The organism is Polyangium sp. 15x6 (assembly GCF_029960785.1).
Classification (GTDB): Bacteria; Myxococcota_A; Polyangia; order Polyangiales; family Polyangiaceae; genus Polyangium.
Genome location: NZ_JASBQE010000134.1, coordinates 1 through 14778 on the forward strand (window position 1 = coordinate 1; position 14778 = coordinate 14778).

At 69.5% G+C, this 14778-nt stretch carries 14 protein-coding genes; 5 read left to right on the forward strand and 9 right to left on the reverse strand.

Annotated features, from left to right (window positions below; genetic code table 11):
* Window positions 1-124 precede the first annotated feature (124 nt).
* The gene (locus QHF83_RS47900) at window positions 125-1510 is read right to left on the reverse strand and encodes a DUF2330 domain-containing protein (RefSeq protein WP_282424851.1); all 1386 of its coding nucleotides are present in this window, start codon (window positions 1508-1510) and stop codon (window positions 125-127) included.
* A gap of 198 nt (window positions 1511-1708) precedes the next feature.
* Here QHF83_RS47900 and QHF83_RS47905 point away from each other — a divergent pair, with 198 nt between their 5' ends.
* Together QHF83_RS47905 and QHF83_RS47910 are read left to right on the forward strand one after the other, a co-directional pair.
* A complete protein-coding gene (locus QHF83_RS47905; protein ID WP_282424852.1) occupies window positions 1709-2827 on the forward strand; it encodes a hypothetical protein in 1119 nt (372 codons plus the stop codon).
* A gap of 9 nt (window positions 2828-2836) precedes the next feature.
* The gene (locus QHF83_RS47910) at window positions 2837-3649 is read left to right on the forward strand and encodes an SDR family NAD(P)-dependent oxidoreductase (protein ID WP_282424853.1); all 813 of its coding nucleotides are present in this window, start codon (window positions 2837-2839) and stop codon (window positions 3647-3649) included.
* Here the strand turns inward: QHF83_RS47910 and QHF83_RS47915 are convergent.
* Both QHF83_RS47915 and QHF83_RS47920 read right to left on the reverse strand, forming a co-directional pair.
* Entirely contained in the window at window positions 3633-4532 is a 900-nt protein-coding gene (locus QHF83_RS47915; RefSeq protein ID WP_282424854.1) for a hypothetical protein, read from the reverse strand. The two genes, QHF83_RS47910 and QHF83_RS47915, sit on opposite strands and share 17 nt — an antisense overlap.
* Window positions 4508-5653 (reverse strand): GNAT family N-acetyltransferase, encoded by a 1146-nt coding sequence (locus QHF83_RS47920; RefSeq protein WP_282424855.1) that lies wholly within the window; start codon window positions 5651-5653, stop codon window positions 4508-4510. The genes QHF83_RS47915 and QHF83_RS47920 overlap by 25 nt, the downstream gene beginning before the upstream one ends.
* A gap of 353 nt (window positions 5654-6006) precedes the next feature.
* Between QHF83_RS47920 and QHF83_RS47925 the strand changes: the two genes are divergently transcribed.
* Complete coding sequence (locus QHF83_RS47925; RefSeq protein WP_282424856.1) at window positions 6007-6456, forward strand: hypothetical protein; 450 nt, start codon at window positions 6007-6009, stop codon at window positions 6454-6456.
* Here QHF83_RS47925 and QHF83_RS47930 read toward each other — a convergent pair.
* The 3 genes from QHF83_RS47930 to QHF83_RS47940 all read right to left on the reverse strand — a co-directional run bounded on the left by QHF83_RS47930 (window position 6453) and on the right by QHF83_RS47940 (window position 8980).
* On the reverse strand, window positions 6453-6734 hold the full coding sequence (locus QHF83_RS47930; RefSeq protein ID WP_282424857.1) for a hypothetical protein: 282 nt from the start codon (window positions 6732-6734) through the stop codon (window positions 6453-6455). The two genes, QHF83_RS47925 and QHF83_RS47930, sit on opposite strands and share 4 nt — an antisense overlap.
* Before the next feature lie 68 nt (window positions 6735-6802).
* Window positions 6803-8431: a radical SAM protein gene (locus tag QHF83_RS47935; protein WP_282424858.1), complete on the reverse strand. Its 1629-nt coding sequence runs from the start codon at window positions 8429-8431 to the stop codon at window positions 6803-6805.
* A 96-nt stretch (window positions 8432-8527) separates the two neighbouring features.
* Window positions 8528-8980, reverse strand: a complete 453-nt coding sequence (locus QHF83_RS47940; RefSeq protein WP_282424859.1) for a PA2169 family four-helix-bundle protein — start codon at window positions 8978-8980, stop codon at window positions 8528-8530.
* A 242-nt stretch (window positions 8981-9222) separates the two neighbouring features.
* Between QHF83_RS47940 and QHF83_RS47945 the strand changes: the two genes are divergently transcribed.
* Together QHF83_RS47945 and QHF83_RS47950 are read left to right on the forward strand one after the other, a co-directional pair.
* Entirely contained in the window at window positions 9223-10395 is a 1173-nt protein-coding gene (locus tag QHF83_RS47945) for a hypothetical protein (protein WP_282424860.1), read from the forward strand.
* Window positions 10396-10417: 22 nt separating this feature from the next.
* Entirely contained in the window at window positions 10418-11164 is a 747-nt protein-coding gene (locus QHF83_RS47950; RefSeq protein ID WP_282424861.1) for a ferritin-like domain-containing protein, read from the forward strand.
* 13 nt (window positions 11165-11177) lie between these two features.
* Here QHF83_RS47950 and QHF83_RS47955 read toward each other — a convergent pair whose 3' ends face one another.
* Genes QHF83_RS47955 through QHF83_RS47965 form a run of 3 tightly spaced genes read right to left on the reverse strand, consistent with a single transcriptional unit; the run spans window position 11178 to window position 14752 of the window.
* On the reverse strand, window positions 11178-12179 hold the full coding sequence (locus tag QHF83_RS47955) for a PEGA domain-containing protein (protein ID WP_282424862.1): 1002 nt from the start codon (window positions 12177-12179) through the stop codon (window positions 11178-11180).
* Between the two features lie 9 nt (window positions 12180-12188).
* Entirely contained in the window at window positions 12189-13514 is a 1326-nt protein-coding gene (locus tag QHF83_RS47960; protein ID WP_282424863.1) for a serine/threonine-protein kinase, read from the reverse strand.
* Window positions 13511-14752 carry a hypothetical protein gene (locus QHF83_RS47965; protein WP_282424864.1) on the reverse strand — a complete coding sequence of 414 codons (1242 nt, stop codon included), beginning with the start codon at window positions 14750-14752 and terminating at the stop codon, window positions 13511-13513. The genes QHF83_RS47960 and QHF83_RS47965 overlap by 4 nt, the downstream gene beginning before the upstream one ends.
* Between the last annotated feature and the right edge of the window lie 26 nt (window positions 14753-14778).

The following is a 14778-nucleotide window of genomic DNA, read 5'->3' on the forward strand; positions in this document are numbered from 1 at the left end:
CCGAGAAACCGCGCATCGCGCGGTTTCTCGGCTTTCGGTCCAGGCCGTGCCTGGTCCGGGGTGCAGGGGGCGGACAGCCCCCTGCTGGGGTGCGGGGCAAAGCCCCGCTCCGCTCCGCGCGTCCCTACTTGCGGCGGCTCGAGCGGCGGCGGGCCACGGACAAACCGAGTGCGACGCCGAGGAGCCCGAGTGCGGCTGTGGTCTCGGTGCCGCTCGACACGGCGCAGCTCGAGCTGCTGGCGCTCCCGTTGCCCTTGCCGTCGCCGAGGTTGTTCCACCAGCCGCCGCCGTTTGGATCGCCGGGGATCTCCGTGCCTGGATCGCAGGGCGGGTACTCGGGGCACGTGGGCGGCGTGCCGACGGCTTGCGTGGCCTGGAAGAAGTTCGAGACTGGATCCTGCGCCGTTGCTGCGCCGAGCGCGAGATCCTTGTTCAGCGAGGCCCGGGCGAGCTCCGTGTTGATGCGCGTCAGCCAGAGCTCGGTCTCGTTGATCCCGCCGAACATCTTTTCGAGGTCGGCCTGGAGCTCCTCGTTTGCGGTCGCGTATCCGTCGTCTGGATCGCCGTAGCCGCTCTGATCCGGCAGGAAGCTCACGAGCTGTTCGAGCCGACCGCGGATGTCCCACGAGGACGTCGGCTGCGCGTACTGGTTCAGCCAGTTCGAATTGTTCGATGCCTTGAATGCGTCGTCCTTCAGCGCCGCGTAGTTCGAATTGCCCTCGTCCCAGTTCCATACGATGTCGGCCGGGGCGATCTGGAACGACGAGAAGTTCTTCGTCTCGTAGCGGCCCTCGGCGAAGACCCAGAGCGTCATCGGGGCGAACGCGCCCGTGCCTGCGGCGACCATGCGCAGGGGCAGCGTGTTGCTCGCGCCGAGCGTGGTGATGCGGACGGGACGCATCGAACCCACGCCCTGGCCGGGGACGAGCTTCAGCGCGAGGAAGTCGAAGCCCTCGCCGACGTAGGCGTCGATGATGGGAGCGACGTCGGGGCTGACGTTGTAACCGTTCGTGGTGAGCCAGTCCTTGAGCGCGTTCGGGTCGGACGACGAGAGTTGCACGGTTTCGTAGGGGCCGACGACCTCCTGCGTGATGATGTCGACGCCGCCGCCGGCTGCGTCGCCGCCGCCCATGCCCCCGGAGCCGGAGCCGCCTCCTTCCCAGCTGCCCCAGCAGGAGGGCGGCGGCGGGCAGTTCAGGGGCGGCGCTGCGACGGACGTCGCCGTGCGCTCGCTCAAAACTGCGAAGACCGCGTCCGAGGACAAACCGACCTCGACTTGACCCTTGATGGGCAGGATCCACGCGAACGACGTGGGGTCGCCGGAGTATTCGATCTGGTCCCAGAGGGTCGTGGAGGTCTGCGAGACCGAAAAGACCATCCGGTGGCCGGTCACTTGCGTCGACTCGTCTTGCGGCGGGACGCAGCCGCCGCAGGCTGCGGCGTCGTGGGCGTCGATCACGACGGCGGTGACGAGGGGGAGCGAAAGGAAGAGGGCGTGGAAGAGCTTCATGCTTGGGAACCTCCGGGCAGCGGAGCTGCTGGAAGGCATCCACCGTGCCTCTCCGATTCTTCAGCCGTTTTCCTGATCTCGGCGCCAGACCCGCGGCCCTCTCGGGCACATCTGGGCACACGTTGACACGATTGCACGGAGGTTCTCGGCGACGCACCTTCGTGATAGGCAGGGACCCGAACGAGGAGCGAGATTGTCATGCGCGAACCTTTGGATCCCGTGCTCCGACCGATCGACATTTTCGCGGGCGCCCGTGACGCGTCGCGCCCCGAGGATCGCCTGCGCGAGGTCCGCAAGCGCGCGGCGCGCCTGCGCGAAGAGCTGCTCTCGGCGCCGCCGGTGCCCTGTTATCGATCTCGCGGGCTCGTGCGTGTCCCCTATCCGACGCGGTATGCGCTGCGCGACGCTTTCCGCGGCCCGACGCCGTTCGTGCACATCCTGAACCGCGTCTTTCTCGTGCAATTCGAGGCCGAAGGGAGGCTCCGCACCCTGCTCGCCTCGCCCTCCGACATCCGCGCCAATGCCGAGACGCCGTTCTTCAAGCGCCTCGGCGGCATGTTCGGCCCCTTCAAGGACCTCGGGCAGCGCATCATCGCGCCCGAGCTCGGCACCGTGGAGTCGTGCCTCGCCGAGGCGGGGCTCTCGCCCGAGGACATCGATTACATCACGTACGATCACCTGCACACGCAGGACGTACGCCGATGGCTCGGAACGCAGGGCCGTCCTGGTTTCCTTCCGCGCGCAAAGCTGCTCGTCATGCGCCAGGAATGGGAGAGCACGCTCGCGCTCGCGCCGCCGCAGCGCGACTGGTATTGCCCGGGCGGGATCGACGGCGTCGATCCCTCGCGGATCGTCCTGCTCGACGGCGACACGAAGCTCGGCGAGAGCGTCGTGCTCATGGCGACGCCCGGCCATACCGAGGGCAACCATTCGATCGTGGTGCGGACGAGCGAGGGGATCTTCGTGACCAGCGAGAACGGCGTGGGTCCCGACGCGTACGCCCCGCGCGCCTCGCGGATCCCGGGGCTCCGCCGGTACGCCGAGGACACCGGGATGGAGGTCGTGATCAACGGCAACACGCTCGAGCGCGGGCTCGACCAGTACATCTCGATGGTGCAGGAGAAAGAGGTCGCGGGTGCGTCCCGGCAAAACCCGGATTTCCCCGCGATGGTCAGCTCCTCGGAGCTCAGCGCCTACGCCCTGTTCCCCGGCGTCACGCCGACGTTCTCGTTCGGCGATCTCACGCTGGGCAAACCCGCGCGCCCCACGCGCGACGATACCAAAACCCGCGCCGCCGACGCGGCTCTTTCGGTTTAGGAGGAGACGATGGCCGTCCTGGTCTTGACCGGCGCCGCGAGTGGAATCGGCGCGCACATGACGGGGGTTTTTGCGCGCCGTGGTGACATCGTCGTCGCGACGGACGTGAACCTCGCCGCCCTGGAGAAACGCGCGGCGGAAGGCGCGTGGGGGACGAACGTTCGTCTCGTCAAACTCGACGTGCGCGAGGCCGCGGACTGGGAAGCGGCGCTCGATCGGGCCGAGCGCGAGGGCGCTGGGCTCGACGTCGTCATGAACATCGCGGGCGTGCTGAAGCCCGGCTGGGTCCCGGATCTGGCGGCCGCCGACGTGGATTTTCACCTCGACGTGAACGTGAAAGGCACGGTGCTCGGCACGCGCGCGGCCGCGGCGCGGATGATCGCGCGGGGACGGGGCGGGCACATCGTGAACATCGGCTCGCTCGCGTCGCTCGCGCCCGTGCCGGGCCTCTCCCTTTATGCGGCGTCGAAGTTCGCCGTGCGTGGATTCACGCTCGCCGCCGCGATGGAGCTCGCCCGCCACGACATCGCCGTGACGCTCGTCATGCCCGACGCCGTGCAGACGCCCATGCTCGATTTGCAGGTCGATCACGAGGAGGCCGCGATGACCTTCTCCGGCCCGCGCCCGCTCACCGTCGAGGACGTCGAGCTCGCGCTCGTGAACGAGGTGTTACCGAAGCGCCCGCTCGAAATCACCTTGCCGCTCTGCCGAGGCATTCTGGCGCGCACGGCGAACACGGCGCCGGCCGCCTCGCGCTGGCTCGAGCCGATCCTCACGAAAAAAGGGCGAAAAGCCCAGGAACGAATCAAGCAGGGGCGCTAGTATAGCCCGGCACCTTCGCCCGCGGCGCCCGCTCCGCGCGCCAGAGGTCCCGGGCGAGCCAGGCGAGCACGCGCGGATTGTGCCGCGCTTCCGTGAAATGGTAAGGCAATCGGGCCTCGCCGAACGGCACGTACACGCGCACCGGCACGCCGAACGTGCGCGCCTCCCGCAAGGCCGGCCCGAACGGCAAGCCGAGGAGCAATTCGAGCTCACACGGCGTCCCGTTCGAGACGAGCCGCTGGAGCGCCTGACGCACGAGCGGCGCGTCGTGCGAGGCGACGCCCACGTGCCGCGCCCTGCCCGCGAGCGCGTCGATCACCGCGAGAAAACCCGCGCGCGGATCGAGCTCGGGCGCCGTTGGATCCGCCATCTGGCCTTTCACCACGCGCACGGGCACGTTCCGCCGGACCGCCCAGGTCGCGTCCCGCACGCTGCGCGCAAAACGTCCGGGCAAGGTGAATCCGATCGTCGTCCCCCCGCCCATGACGCTCTCCGCGAGCGCCCGCGTCTTTTCCACGGCCTCGGGCCGCTGCGCGTCGAAATGCACCCGCGCGGACGAGAGCGCCGCGCGCGTCACGATCTCCCGGACGAGATCCCGCGAAAACCCGAGCGCCGGGGCCTTGATCGCGAGGTAATGGTCTCCGTCCGCCTCCGCGAACGACTCGAGCGTGGCGAGCGCGCGGTTCGCCACGATCCGCGGGGACGTGTTCTCGCCGTTCCAGAAGCAAACGACGACGCCCATGCCCGCGTCCCAGAATTGCCGGCTGAGCGAGAGGGCGTCCGTGATCCGCGGCCCGGCGACGTACGCGCGCCCTGCGCGCTTCGCGATCGGCTCCCATGCCGCGAGTGCGGCCTGCTTCAGACCTCGGATCGTGTCATCCATCGAAATGGCCTCCTCAATGTCCGGAGCACGCGCGCGGCGGCCTGGCGCGACAGCGCGGACGCGCTCGCGAGGCTCACCGGATACGCGCCGAGCGAAACCGTGGCGCGCTCCTCGTTCGTCCAAGGCTTGATCCACGGCGCGACGCCGCCGAGAAATTCATACGTCGAGAGCCCCTGCTCGGCCGCGCGGCGAAGGCTCTCGCGGAGGAGCAGGATGCCCGGCGAGGCCTGTCGAAACGCCTCGTCGTAGCCGATCTTGAGCAGCCAGTAGCGTCCGGCATGCTCGACCGCGAGCTGCATCGCCGCGGCGACGTCGCCGATACGAAGGAACGCGACGCGCAGGATCCCGCGGCGCGAGGCGGCGAGGGCGTACGTCCGGAAAAACGTGCCGACGACCGGGTCGAACGACATCGCGGTGCCCTCGCGGCCCTTCCAGCTTTTGGCTTCGACACGGAAGGCCTCGTCGAGCACGCCTTCCGCCTCCTCGGGCGCGGGCGAGAGGAATGAATACGAGATCTTGCCCTGGCGCTCGGCCTGCCGCTCGGCGCGGCGCAGATCCTGGCGCCGACGGGACGAGAGGCGGCGCTCGGGCTCGGTCCACGAGGCGTCGAGCGGGACGAACGGGCAAGGCTTTGCGGGACCGACGCGGACGACGCCGCGGCGGCGGTAGGCCTCGCGCAGGGCCAGAATCGTGGGCGAGGTCGAAAGCACGCGCGGCAGGTGCACCGGCCAAGGACCACGGGCGAGCGCCTGGCAGAGCGCCCGGAGCGACCCGGGGCCGCCGCGGGACAGATCGACGGGCTCGCCGAGCTCGATCGCCCCGGCGGGCAAGAGCGAGGGCGAAAGGCCGCCATGATGGACGAGCGCCGCAATCGAGGGTGATTCGAGCGACGACGTCGCGACGAGGACCCGCAATCGATCGCCCGCGCCGCTCGCTGACAGCCAGCTCTCCGTCCAGAGGCTTTGCTGCATCGGGGTGTCCTGCAGCGCATCGAGCGCGCCCCAGGCCTCTCCTATCTCCGACAGCGCCGAAGCTCCCGCGAGGCGCTGGGTGGAAATCGAGCCGCGGCGCATTTCGTCCGCGCTCGTGGACGGCTTCGGCCGCAGCTCGAGCTCTTGCATTCCGTTTCCCCCCGGGGCTCCAGGCACCGTTCTCGGAGCTTGGTCCGACCGCCCGGGCCCCGCCACCTCACAAGGCCCCTGAAAACCAATGCAAACGCGCGCCCGGAAGGGCGGGTATGGGCGTCGAGCGCGCCCCTCGGATAACGAGGTTTTTCCCTGTGCCGGAGGGATCGCGCCCGGGGCATTCGTCGTCCGCGCGCTCTCCCTCCAGGTTCTTCGGCCAATCCTTTGCATACGAGCTCCGGCGCGCGCCCTCCGGGCATTTCCTTCTCGCCCGGTCACGCGCCCATGGCATACCGCCGCGCCTCTACCCTACCCCCGCGCGCCCGACCCATTCGAAAAGGAGTCCCCCCGTGAACAGGATGCTTCGGAGCACGCTTTGGCTCCTCCTCGCCCCGCTCGCGCTCGTCACGACGGACGCCGCCGCCGGAGAGGAAGCGAGCATCGAGGTCGTCGGAGAGCCCGGCGCCCGGTGCGCGGGCGAAAACGCGGTCGTCTCGTTTCGCCTGCGCAACAAGAGCGGCGCGACCGTGACGGCGCGCGCGAGCGCCGCCGTGGTCGTCGCGTGCAGGGCCGAGGACGGCGATGGAAAGGCGGACGAGAAGCGAGGTGATACCCTCGAAGTCGAGGAGCGAATCCCCGACAACGGAGGCCGGTCCGTCACCTACACGCTCGTGCTGGAGGGGCGGATGGGCTGCAACGCGGAGGAGCGCGTGGCCGCGATCGATTACGAGTCGGTGAAGCTCGAAATCGACGGAGACGTCACGGCCTTGCGCACGGAAGGGTGCAAAGGCTCCCGTTAATCGGTCGGCTCCATGGGCGGCCCGCTGATCTTCTCGGTCGGGGGCACCCATGGCTCGGCGTTCGGAATGTCCTCCGGCGTGGTCCCCTCGGAGTACGTCGGGCCGCCGGGGTACGACCCCGCGCCGCCCTCGTCTCCAAAAGGCCCGCGCGAGACCGGCTCGCTGCCGATGTCCTGGGAAGTCGCGCCGCCCGGCGCGCCGGGCACGCCCTCTTGCGTCCGAGGCTGCCCGGCCCCGGCGTCACCCCGATCAAAAGGCCAAGGTTGCTCCTTCGCCATGATGCCCTCCAGAGCTTCCCCATGGGGCCGGCGCGGACGAAACGCTAGCCGTCCGCCCTGCACTGGCTCTATGTTGGAGGTGTGGCCCGCGGCCCCGAGCCGCCGGATGAAAGCGCGCCGAGCACGGCCCTGAGCCCCTCGATGACCTCGGCCGAGGGTTGCCCCTCGCCGACCCGATACCCGCCCACGGGTTTGCCGTTCGTTTCGCCCAGCCAAACCCAGGCGCGCTCCCCCGACGGCGCCTCGAACCCGAGCTCGGCGCGCCGCCCTTCCGATAAGACGCGCACGTCCTTCCACGCGAGAGCGCCGAACGGCGCGCGCCGCCGCAAGAGCTGCGTCCGCGCGGCCACGGATCGCAGGAGCGGCAGCGCCGCGTCCTCCCCGATCGGATGCACGAACGTGACGTGCCCGGACAACCTCTCCCCGATCGCGAGGAGCCCCGCCCGTGTCGCCGCCCGATCCGCCGGCGCGGCTGCGATCCCCACGGAAAACCAGTCGGTCGCCGCGATCCCCTCGCCTTCCGAGCGGGGCCGCAGCGTGACCACGAGGCTCTCGTCGCCTTCGAGCCGCACCTCGACCGCCCGCTCGCCGAGCTCCGTGAGCGTGACGCGGGAAAACGGCTTTGGCGGGACGAACCCGGCGAACGCCCGCGCGACGAGCGCCCGCGCGTGCACCGAAAAGAGCTTTCGGCCGGGATCGGCCGTGGCGAGGCGCTCGGGCGTGACGGGGACGAACTCCTCGTCGCCGTACATCTCCCGGTACGTTTCGAAGATGCCATTGCAACGCGCGTCGAAGACGCAGGTCGCGCAGCCCGCGGGCTTCGATTTGTCCCGGCGCTTGACGAGGTACTTGTCCCAGGGCTTGCTGAGCGTCTTGTCGCCGTCGACGGCGATCGTCATCGTTTTTTCGCCGTCGTGATGAATGAACGGCGCGAGCTCGGGCGCGACGCAATACGGGAGGTTTCCGATGTTGACGTCGAACCCCTCGGGGAAGCCCGAGACCATGCGTTCCAGCGGGCCGACGAGGCTCCGGTAGCGCGGGATCATCGCCGCGAACTCCGCCTCCGTGCGCACGCCCGCGTCGAGCGGCCGCACCATGTCGAGGTGGAGCTGCGAGACCCCGAGCGGCAGGAGCAGGTCCGGGAACGCGTCCACCGATTCGTGGTTCGACTGGACGACACACATGTTCACGGTGAGCCGCTGCCCCCGCGCCCGCACGTGATGCATCGACTGCACGATGCGGGCGAACGAACCGTCTTTGCGGGTCGTGCGCTCGTGGGCCTCCTCGGTCGCGCCCTGGATCGAGAAGCGAAACGTGAAATTCCCACGTGGTCTCTGCTGGGGGCTCCGCTCGGACGAGCCGAGCTCTGCCCCCAGCCCCCCGGCCGCCAGGATCTCGTCCACGAACGCGGCGCGGGCGGTCTTCACGCCGTTCGTGAAGATCACGATCTCCTCGAAGCCGAGCGCGACGCTCTCGCGCACCACGTCGAGGAACGCAGGCTGCAGCGTGGGCTCGCCGCCGAGCAGCGTGATCTTGCTGTGCCCGGCCGCGCGCGCGGCCCGGATCTGCTCGAGGATCGGCGCGAGCGGGAGTGGCCTCGCGCGGCCGAGCGCCGTCTCCTGGCCGCTGACGCAGAAGACGCAACGGTTGTTGCACATGTGGCCGAGTTGAATTTCGACCTGGGTCTTCGGCTCCATCGGCCCGGAGATCATACAACAAAACGAAACCCCGCCACACACGCGACGTGCAGGCGGGGCCATGGTGCTCACATGCAAGCGCCGGGAAGCGCTTTTCTAAGCCGCCTTCCTCTCCCAGACCCTCATGTTGAGCTGATCCTTGATCCACGCGAGGTGACGCTGCTCGTCCGAGAAATTTCGCTCGAGGAGCGAGCGCACCTGCGTCGGCAGGTCGGTCACGTTGAGCGCCGCCTCGTACGTGCGGTTCGTCAGCTCCTCGTTCCCCCGCATCGCGAGCAGCGCGCTGTGATCGCCCTGGGCCGTGATGGCCGTGAAGCCCTCGATCAGGAACCCGGCCCAGGACGTCTCCACTTCGGGCTCGCCGCCGCAGGCGCGTACCTGCTGCGAGAGATCCCGAATGTGCCGCTGATGGTCTTCCTGGAACCGGACCAGGTTGCTCCGGATGTCCTCCATCGTGCAGGCGTCGATCGCCTGCTTGTACGCGTGCACCGCGTCCACGTCGAGCTTGATCAGTCTGTTCAGCTTATCAACCACTTCGCGGTTATCCATGGAAAACTGCCTCCTCAGGGCCCTTCCAGGCTCGGCATGTCCATGGGGGACGAATGTCCGCGACGTCGAGCCCCGCCGCGGGAACCTTTCGACCGCAGCGTGCAGAGTCTGCTCGCCGGACAAACCAATTCGGTCCCGGACGAAACCTCGCAAGCTTCTTGCTAGCAGGGTGGCTTGGACGGCGACCCTGCGGCGCCCGATCCGTGAGCCCATCGCGGAGGAACCGAACGGGGAGGATTATCGTGGCACTCGACCTCACGAAGGAAAAGGGCGTGGCCCTCGACGCCCAGGAAGACTTCACCTGGCGCGACATGGTGCGCGAGCCGATCAGCAAGCTGAACGACGACGCCTTCACGCGCCTGCGTATCATCCTCATGAACGGCGTGGAGATGGAGGCGAACCGCTTCCAGCACATGTTCGCCCGCATGAACGCGCCCGTGCGCGCCGAGCTCGCGAAGGTGCGGCGCATCGAGACGCACCAGCAGGTGCTCGTGAACTGGCTCCTGCCGGCGGATCAATCGCCGCTCGAGACCACGATCGCCTACGAGCAGGTCGCCATCGAGGTGACCGCGAGCCTCGCGCTGCTCGAGCCCGATCCGTACATCGCGCAGGTGCTCCGCTTCGGGCTCCTCGAGGATTTCGATCACCTCTATCGATATTCGGCGCTCCTGGACCGCCTGGAAGGCAAGGACGCGAACGCCATTCTGCAATCGTACACCGACGTCCTGCCGGGCCGGCCCACGGTGGTCGAGCACCGCCACCCGCTCGACGATCTGCGCGAGCACTACGATCGCAACACGGCCTCGCCGATCACGAAGCTCGTGTCGCTGACGATCATGTCGGGCGAGCAGCAGACGCAGAACTATTACCAGAACATCGGGCCGCTCTTCTCCGACCCGGTGGCGCGGCTGCTCTACGCGGAGATCGCGCACATCGAGGAGCAACACGTCACGCAATACGAGGCGATCATCGACCCGCACGAGACGTGGATGGAGAAATGGCTCCTGCACGAGTGCATGGAGGTCTGGAATTACCTCGCCTGCATGGAGCAGGAGTCGAACGCGCGGCTGAAGGCCATCTGGGAGCGCATGGTGGCCTACGAGCTCGGCCACCTGAACCACGTGATGGATCTCTTCCAGCGCGTGGAGAACCGCGATCCGTTCGAGATCATCCCGACGAGCCTGCCGGAGCGCATCAAGTACATGAGCCACCGCGATTACGTGCGGCAGGTGTTGAAGAGCGAGGTGCACCTGCGCAGCGTGGGGACCCGGTTCGTCCCGGTGGCAGAGGTTCCCCCGGATGCGCCCTCGATCGCCTACAACCGGCAGATCAACGCCGCGGGTTCGCCCAGCCAAACCGTGGCGGCGGGCTACGTGTACACCCCCGGAAGCGAGCTCGTGAAGAAGGCGGCCTGAGAGGAGCTCGAAGGAGGAAACGATGAAAGAGCCGACCGACATCGGGATGAACCGAACGGGGATCGGGACGAGCCCGATCGATTCGAAGGAGCTCATCGAGGCCGCCGAGGCCACGGTGCCGAGCAGCGAGGGCGACGAGTCGGGCATCGCGAGCCTGCGGATCTCGTACACCAGCGAGTCGGGCATCGTGGGCACGATGCCGCCGCCCTCGAGCGTGAAGGGCGCGGTGAAATCGGTGCTCGAAGGCCTCACGGCCAAGAACCCTGCCGTGTTCCTGGACAAGCTCGCCGAGCGCCTGCAATTCGAGCGGACCGGGACACGCATGTACGAGAGCGTGCTCGCGAAGTTCGACGCGCTCGGGGGCTACGACGGCGGGCCGACGCGCGAGGCGCTCCTCGAGTTCCACGACGAGGAGCTCAGGCACTTCCACGTGCTCCGGAGCGCGCTCGAGAGCATGGGCGCAGATCCGACGGCGCTCACGCCCTCGGCGGACATCGCCGCGGTGGAGGCGTCGGGCCTCTTGCAGGTCCTCAATGACCCGCGCACGACGCTGCCGCAGACGCTGCACGCGATCCTCGTGGCGGAGCTCGCCGACAGCGAAGGCTGGGACATGCTGATCGAGCTCGCGACGAACCTGGGGCACGAGGCGATGGCGGACGATTTCCGCGACGCGATGCGCGCCGAGGAAAAACACCTCGCCCACGTGCGGCAATGGGTCGCGAACCACGCGATGCAGGACGCGGAAGGGAGGATGGAACAGGCGGCCTGATCGAAGCCGTCGATCAGAACGGGAGCGGGGGCGTCATCACGAAAAAGGCCGGCGAGAGCTGGCCCGGCGGGATGTCCCCCTGCCCCGGCTCTTTTTCGGTCGTGAGGGCATACGCCGCGCCGCCGGCCGCGCCTCCCGCGACGACGACGCCGATCGTGGTCCAGAACCACCAGCGCGCGTAAATGGGCGGCGGGCGCTGCAGGACGAGCGCGACCGTGCGCTCGCCGCCGGCGGTCACGATGACGCTGGTCTCGTAATCGACGTATTCCGGATGCCTCGCGGCGACCTTGTGCGTCCCCGGCTCGACGAGCGTCTCGAGCGGCGCTTGCCCCGCGCTCTTGCCGTCGACGAGGACCGTGACCCCGGTCTTCGGCGCGGTCACGAGGAGCTTGCCGACCTTGGCCTTGCTCTGGAGCTGGGCATCGAGGACGTACGTGCCGGCCCCCGGCAAATCGACGCGCGCGCGATGAGGGAAATACCCCTCGGCCTCGACGAGGACGTCGGCCGGACCGGCCTTGAGCACGAGGGGTTTGTCGAGGGGCGACATTCCCGCGACGACGTCGCGCACGAGGATCCGCGCCCCCTCGACGTTCACCTTCACGGTGAGGCGCGACAGACGTTTTTCGATGTTCGCGATGCGATCATTGAGCCCCGGCACCTTGGCGAGGAGCTCGGCGGGCGCCTCTGCGCGGAATGCCGTGAGTTTTTCGAGCGCCTCGGGCAGCCGGTCGAGCGCTTCGAGGGCCCGGCCCATGTTGTAGAGCAGCGCCGGCTCCGGGTTCAGCGCGTACGCCTCGGTATAGGCCGCGAGCGCGTCGAGCGGGCGGAGCTTGTCCATGGCCTTGTCGCCCTCGGCCTTGCGCTCCTTGGCGCGCGCCACGAGCGCGGGATCCTGCCCCGCGGGCGCCTGCGGAGCCGCTTGCGGCGCGTCGGCGCGGGCGGCCTGCGCGATCGTCGTCACGAGCGCGACGAGGAGGACGTGGGAAAGGCCAGCGCGGAGGCGATTTCGGCTCATGGCGCGATCTTAGAGGTGGGTCGGATCCTCCGCCGGGGGCGGGGGCGGCTTGGGAGGCGTCGGCTTCGGCGTGGGCGCGGCCGGGGCCGTCGCGGTGACCGGCGGCGGAGCGGTCGTCGGCGCTTGTTTCGGCGGCGGTCCCACGGCGACGGGCGCGGTCGGGGGCGCGGCCGGAGGCGCAGTTGCCGTCTCGACCGCGGCGGGCATCGGCGCAATCGTGGGCGAGGGCGCGGGCGTCGCCGCGGACGGGGGCGCCGTCGCCGTCACGACCGCATCCGCGGCCGGCTCCGCGGGCTTTTTCGTCTGCGAGGCCAGCACGAACAGGAACACACCCACGACCACCGCTGCAATGCCCGCCGACACGATCATCAATCGCCGGGTCGACATCGGCTCGCGGGCGGCGATCTTCGGCGTCTTTGCATTGAGCAACGTCTGCGGCGCGGCGCCGGCCGGGCCGAACGGCACGAGCGCGGCCATGAACGTATCGATGTCGGGCCACCTGTCGTCGGCGCGCTTTTCGAGCGCCTTCATGACCACGTCCGCGAGCTTCTGCGGTAGATCCGGCCGGAGCTCGCGCAAGGGCCTCGGCTCGTCCGCGATGATCGCCGCGAGCGCGGCCGTCGCGCTCGCCTCGTCGAAGGGCCCGCGGCCGCCGAGCAATTCGTAGAGGACCACGCCGAGCGACCAGATGTCCGCCCGCCCGTCGACGTTCTTCGCGGACCGCACCTGCTCCGGCGACATGTATTGCGGCGTGCCGAACGCCGCCGTCGTGGCCGTCTGCGCGGCATTGTCCCGTTTGTCGAGGACCTTCGAAATGCCGAAATCGAGCACCTTGACGAGGCGCCGCTGCCCCTCCTGGCACAGGTACAGGTTGCCCGGCTTGATGTCGCGATGCACGACGCCCATGCGATGCGCCTGCGAGAGCGCCTCGCACGCCGCGAGGACGTGGCCGACGGCCTCCGGATACGGCAGCGGGCCGCGGATCGCGAGCTCCTGACCGAGATCCCAGCCCTGGAGCAGCTCCATCACCATCATGGGGCTGCCGTCCGGGAGGTTGTCGACGTCGTAGACGCGCACCACGTGCGGCCCCTGGATCCGGGCCGCCGCGCGCGCCTCGCGCTCGAACCGCGCCGTCACGTCGGGCAGCACGCGCGCGTCCGGGCGCAGGAGCTTGATCGCCACGGCCTGCTCGGTGCGCTGGTGCCGCGCCTGCAGGACGATCCCCATGCCGCCCTGACCGAGGACGGACTCGACGACGTACTTGCCGGCGAGCACCGTGCCCGGCGCGGGCGCGCCATCGGGGGAGGCCGGATCCCGGGGAGCGGGCTCGGTCACGGGCGCAGCATACGCGTGAGCGCGTCCTGTGTGAAGAGACGAACGCGGCGGAAGGTCGTGGCCTTGGGCGCGGGTGGGGGCGCGACCGGCTCGATGACCTCGCAGTTCTTGATCCCGCCCTGCCCCGCGGCGCCGCCGTCGGGGCAGTCGTCCTTCGGCCCGCCGACGCCGCCGCCGCCGCCGGCGCCGCCGCCGCCGGCACCGCCGCCGCCGGTCCCCCAGAAGCCCCCACCGCCGCCCATCCCACCGGCGCCGGTCACGGAGCCGGCAGCGCCACCGCCTCCGCCACCTCCAGACGAGCTGCTGCTCGACGAGCTGCTGGAGGAGCTGCTGCTGCTCGACGAGCTGCTGGAGGAGCTACTGCTGGAGGAGCTGCTGCTACTCGACGAGCTGCTGCTCGATGAACTGCTGCTCGACGCCCCGCCTGACCCCGACATCCCGGCGCCGCCGTCGCCGCCCATGCCGCCGATGCCGCCCGCGCCGCCGGGGCCTGACACCGTGCCGCCCATTCCACCGAGCCCGCCCACGCCGCCCATTCCACCGAGCCCGCCCACGCCGCCGACGCCGCCCATGCCGCCGACGCCGCCCATGCCACCCGCGCCCATGCCGCCCATGCCGCCCATGCCGCCCGTGCCGCCCATGCCGCCGCTTCCGCCGGGTCCCACGGGCCCAACGCCGCCGGTCGGCTGACACGTCTCGTCCGTGTCCCCTCCCTTGCACGCCTGCTCGTTCACCAGGGAGTCGACACACAATCCCTTGGCGATGCAGGTCGATTCGGGATCGCAGACCTCACCGATGCAATCCCCGCGCATCTTGACCGGCAGCTCGAGGGGCGTCGACGGGATGAAACTCAGGCGCCTGCGGGCCACGATGCAGCCAACCCCCGCCGCCGGCATCTGCGACGGGTCGTTCAAGCAGTCCTCGGCCGTGAGCCCGACGCCCGTGACCACCTTGATGGCGATCGACTCGTTCTTGGCGCTCTTCGGCAAGAGCACGATCGCCCCGATGCGCCCCCCGCTACACTCGCTCGCCACGGCGCCCGGATCCCGGATCGTGTCGGCGGACTGCGCCTCGTTGCTCACCACGATGGCCGTGCTGTCGATCCGGGAGCAATCCAGATCGGTCACGATCTCCAGCGTGATCTGCGTGGGCTCGAGACACCCCGCGAACGCCGCCGCGACCGAGGCCGAGAGGGCCGCCAGGATCGTGCGACGGCGCATCCCCTTCCCCTTGCGCATGGCGCGATTGGACATCCGCGCCCAGA

Coding starts and splice junctions, on each gene's coding strand:
- QHF83_RS47955 (WP_282424862.1), bottom strand. CDS start 12,179: ATGAGCCGAAATCGCCTCCGCGCTGGCCTTTCCCACGTCCTCCTCGTC.
- QHF83_RS47910 (WP_282424853.1), top strand. CDS start 2,837: ATGGCCGTCCTGGTCTTGACCGGCGCCGCGAGTGGAATCGGCGCGCAC.
- QHF83_RS47940 (WP_282424859.1), bottom strand. CDS start 8,980: ATGGATAACCGCGAAGTGGTTGATAAGCTGAACAGACTGATCAAGCTC.
- QHF83_RS47935 (WP_282424858.1), bottom strand. CDS start 8,431: ATGGAGCCGAAGACCCAGGTCGAAATTCAACTCGGCCACATGTGCAAC.
- QHF83_RS47900 (WP_282424851.1), bottom strand. CDS start 1,510: ATGAAGCTCTTCCACGCCCTCTTCCTTTCGCTCCCCCTCGTCACCGCC.
- QHF83_RS47905 (WP_282424852.1), top strand. CDS start 1,709: ATGCGCGAACCTTTGGATCCCGTGCTCCGACCGATCGACATTTTCGCG.
- QHF83_RS47950 (WP_282424861.1), top strand. CDS start 10,418: ATGAAAGAGCCGACCGACATCGGGATGAACCGAACGGGGATCGGGACG.
- QHF83_RS47920 (WP_282424855.1), bottom strand. CDS start 5,653: ATGCAAGAGCTCGAGCTGCGGCCGAAGCCGTCCACGAGCGCGGACGAA.
- QHF83_RS47915 (WP_282424854.1), bottom strand. CDS start 4,532: ATGGATGACACGATCCGAGGTCTGAAGCAGGCCGCACTCGCGGCATGG.
- QHF83_RS47965 (WP_282424864.1), bottom strand. CDS start 14,752: ATGCGCAAGGGGAAGGGGATGCGCCGTCGCACGATCCTGGCGGCCCTC.
- QHF83_RS47930 (WP_282424857.1), bottom strand. CDS start 6,734: ATGGCGAAGGAGCAACCTTGGCCTTTTGATCGGGGTGACGCCGGGGCC.